We start from the raw sequence: 2,368 nt of genomic DNA, 5'->3' as shown, positions 1-2,368 counted from the left end.
AGAAAAAAAGGCAAAAGAAACCCTAGGGTAGCTAGTTATTCACTATCCATTTTTTAAATCGGCGTTTTCTGATGTTTTAAATGCTTTATAAGCGCATTTCAGCTTATATTAGGTAAAAACCTAGAATTTTATAAAGACATAAGATGCACACAGTGCAAAAAATTAAACATGGGACGCCAGATACGCGAGTTTTTTTGTCATTTAATCTGCACAGAGAAGATAAATAAATAGCTTCAGTTTCATGATAAGGGGGTTGGCGAAGGATGTCAAGTAAGTTTTTTGCAATATCAGGGGATAATTTCGACCATAAATCCCTATCAATAAATTTTAACAAAAATACTTTAGTGCATTTTCAAATATAAGCATTCCATCGCCATATTTTGGCACAGCAACACCTAAACGCTTGCTCTTTTCTTTTTCTAAGGGGCCAATTATCTTGCTGGGTAAAAAATATTCCCCTTTCTGGATGGGGCATTAAAGCTAGCACTCTTCCACTTTTATCTGATAAAGCTGCTAGGTCGTATGTAGATCCATTCGGATTGTAAGGAAATTGTAGGTTAGCATAGTTGCCATTTTTATCAATGTAACGTAATGCGGTGGAATTGCTCTCAATCAATTGGTTCAAAATATCTTGATCCATAAAAAATTTGCCTTCCCCATGAGCAATAGAGAGATATAGTTCACTCAGGCCCCGTAGCCAAACAGAATTACTCTTTGAATTAACCCTCACTCTAATCCAACGGCATTGATAATTGCCTATATCATTATGGATTAAAGCTAGACTAGAGAATTCTGGAATTAATTTTACTAATATCTGACAACCATTACATATTCCTATAATCAGCTTGTCCTGAGATAAAAACTCTTGAAACTCATCCAACAAGTTGTTTTTAATACGTAAAGCAAACGCATTACCAGCACCAGTGTCATCACCATAGGAAAAACCCCCTGGAATTGCAAGTATATTGCTTAATTTCAGTTCACCTGGATTATCTATGATATCGTTAATGTGAACGATTTTTACTTCAATATTACCAATACCAAGTTTTCTGCTGCATTCCATAAATGCAAATGCAGTTTCTTTTTCGCAATTTAAGCCATAACCAGATAGGACTGTGATTTTCATGAATTGCTAAAATTAAAAAATTCGAATTTCCTTTTTACAAAATTTGCTACTAAATTTAACGCAAATAACACCAATAATAAAGCTATAATTGCGATAGCAGCAAGTTCAACAAATGCAATTTCAGGATTGCTTGACCATATGTATATTTGCACAGGTAGAACAGTCGCCGGATCGAAAAAGGACGTAGGTGTATCAGCAATAAATGCCACCATACCCATCATAAGTAAAGGAGAAGATTCACCTAAAATCCTTGCAATTGCAAGCACAGTACCATGTATTATTCTTGGTAACGCAATCGGTAAAGAGTGATCTAATATCACCTTGATGTGAGGTGCACCGAGCGCAAACGCTGCATCTTTTATCGTAATAGGAACATTCGCAAAGGCATTTTTTGTTGCAATTATAATATTAGGTAACATCATAAATGAAAGAGTCATTCCACCAACAAGTGGTGAAGAGCGTGGTAGCCCAAATATGCCAAGATAGAGAGTTAAGCCCACTACACCAAATATTATTGAAGGCACTGCAGCAAGATTATTCATGCTAATTTCTACAATATTAGTCATTAGCCTATTTTTAGGCATAAATTCGTAAAGACAGATGCCCGACATAATTCCTATTGGTAATGCTAATGCTAGGCACACTATAATTGTCATTAATGAACCGATAAATGCCCCTAAAATCCCTGCATTCTCAGGTTCACGAGAGTCAGATTTAAGGAATAAAGACTTATTAAAAAATTTTTCACTCTCCTCTTTTCTTTTAGCCAATCAAGTAATTTAGCATAACGATCATTCAAATGTTTATCTTTATTTATTGAATTAATTATACTTGACGCGGTAAACCAGATCTCATATTCACCACTATCTTTTACTTTCTTACGAAAAAATTTCTCTAGTTCTTTGTAAGAATTACGACTTAAAATTTCGTCACCGTCTTTAAAATCAGTTCCTCCAAACACCTTACGTAAAGAATCGTTGAGTAAGCCAATGGACTTATACCGCAAACCACTAGGATTACTCGCCAAAGCAAGATCAGCATTTTATTTCAACTGGCAATAAAATTTTCGTTACTGTTAAGGCACTGTAAGAGTTAACTAATATACTCAACAATATACACACAGGACAGCCAAGTGAGATAACTAGTGCCGTGAAAGAACAAAAGCGTAGCGCTCTGTTCTTTTTATTTTTCCTTTTTATACGAGCATGTACACGCCTTGACTGAAGTAATTTAAGGAATTTT

The 2,368-nt window shown here is 35.0% G+C and carries 2 pseudogenes; both read right to left on the bottom strand.

Annotated elements, in window-relative coordinates:
• Nucleotides 1-327: 327 nt before the first annotated feature.
• A pseudogene (locus WGMM_RS05095) lies at nt 328-1,126 on the bottom strand (phosphoribosylformylglycinamidine synthase subunit PurQ).
• A pseudogene (gene pstA / locus WGMM_RS05090) lies at nt 1,123-2,368 on the bottom strand (phosphate ABC transporter permease PstA); the annotation flags it as partial. The pseudogenes WGMM_RS05095 and pstA, both read right to left, overlap by 4 nt.

This window comes from Wolbachia endosymbiont of Glossina morsitans morsitans (genome assembly GCF_000689175.1).
GTDB lineage: Bacteria > Pseudomonadota > Alphaproteobacteria > Rickettsiales > Anaplasmataceae > Wolbachia > Wolbachia pipientis.
Note: the sequence above shows the minus strand (reverse complement) of the source record. Positions and strands in the feature narration are given on the sequence as shown.